Here is a 1,675-nt window from a genome sequence, read left to right as displayed (position 1 = left end):
GGGAGAGCCACCTCACCGTGCCCGGACAGCTCGACGTCTACGGCGTCTCCCTGCTGGGCGTGCCCGGTGTCATGATCGGTTTCAACAAGGACGTGGCCTGGACGCATACCTTCTCGTCCGGCGCGCGCGCCACGGCCTATCTGCTGAAGCTCGTTCCCGGCAAACCCACCACCTACGTGTATGAGGGCCAGGAGCGGGAGCTGACGGCCCGCACCTTCACCCTCCAGGTGCTCCAAACCGATGGCTCGCTGAAGGACGTCTCCCGCACCCTCTACAGCAGCCACCATGGGCTCCTGCTGGCCCTGCCCGGCCTGGGGTGGACCGGGTCGCTCGCCGTCAGCTACCGGGACGCCAACCTCGACAACACCGCCTTCCTCTCCCAGTTCCTGGGCATGGGACGGGCCACCAGCCTCCAGCGACTCCAGGAGGTCTTCGCCACCGTGAGGGGTGTGCCCTGGGTGAACACCCTGGCCACGGATCGCGAGGGCAACGTCTGGTACACGGATGCCTCGGCCACGCCCAACCTCAGTGCCGAGGCGCTGGCGAAGTGGCAGCAGGCGGCCTCCACACCCGGCTCGCCACAGGCCGCGCTGCTGGCCCAGGGCCTGGTGCTGCTCGACGGCAGCACCGCCGCCACCGAGTGGGTGGAGGAGTCCGGTGCGCGCAGCCCGGGGCTCGTCCCCTCCGCGCGGATGCCGCAACTGTCGCGCCGCGACTTCGTCTTCAACTCCAATGACAGCTACTGGCTGGCCAACCCGGCGGCGCCCCTGGAGGGCTTCTCCCCCCTGCACGGCTTCGAGCGCGTGCCCCAGTCGCCCCGCACCCGCATGAACCTCGTCCAGCTCTCCGAGGTGCGCGAGGGGGGCTCCTCCGGTCCCGACGGCCGTTTCACCCTCGAGGAGCTACAGGCCACCGTCCTCGACAACCGCGGCATGATGGCCGAGCTGCTGCGCGCGCAGGTGGTGCAGCGCTGCCAGGGCAATGCCACGGGCACCGCCCGGGGCCAGAGTGTGGACCTCACCCAGGCCTGTGCCCTGCTGGCGGCGTGGGATGGCCGCTACGAGACGAGCAGCGTGGGCGCTCCCCTCTGGCGCGAGCTGATGGGCGCCCACGGCAACCCGGCCCTGCTGAACGCGGGCACCCTCTTCGCCACGCCCTTCTCGCCCGCTCAGCCCCGGGACACGCCGAACACGCTCGTGCCGCCTCCCGCCTCGGGGGCGGACCCGCTCCTGGACAAGCTGGCCGAGGCCGTGCTGCGCCTGGGGGAGGCCGGCCTCGCGGTGGATGCGCCGCTGGGCCAGGTGCAATTCGCCCCACGCGGTGGCTCGCGCGTTCCCCTGCACGGTGGCACCACGGTGGATGGCACCGCGAACGTCGTCCACTACCGCGTCCTGAAGTCCGCGCTGGACGCGACGACCCCGCGTGGCAGGGTCATCACTCCCCAGACGGGCCTCACCACCGAGGGCTACGTGGTCAACTATGGGACGAGCTTCCTCATGGCCATGCGCTACACCGACAGCGGTGTGGAGGCCCGGGCCCTGCTCACCTATGGCGAGTCCGAGGACACCGCCTCGTCCCATTTCAACGACCAGCTCCCGCTCTTCGTCCAGAAGCAGTGGCGACCCATCCTCTTCTCCGCGGAAGAGATCGCCAGCGCCCCGGCCCTCGAGACGCT

1 protein-coding gene is annotated in these 1,675 nt (G+C 70.6%); it reads left to right on the top strand.

All coding sequences use genetic code 11. The features are described 5' to 3' along the window. Nucleotides 1-17 precede the first annotated feature (17 nt). Nucleotides 18-1,675, top strand: a 1,658-nt coding sequence (locus tag VF794_RS09750) for a penicillin acylase family protein (RefSeq protein WP_331109042.1), incomplete at its 3' end; no start/stop codon positions are given.

Source organism: Archangium sp. (assembly GCF_036389735.1).
GTDB lineage: Bacteria > Myxococcota > Myxococcia > Myxococcales > Myxococcaceae > Archangium.
Note: the sequence above shows the minus strand (reverse complement) of the source record. Positions and strands in the feature narration are given on the sequence as shown.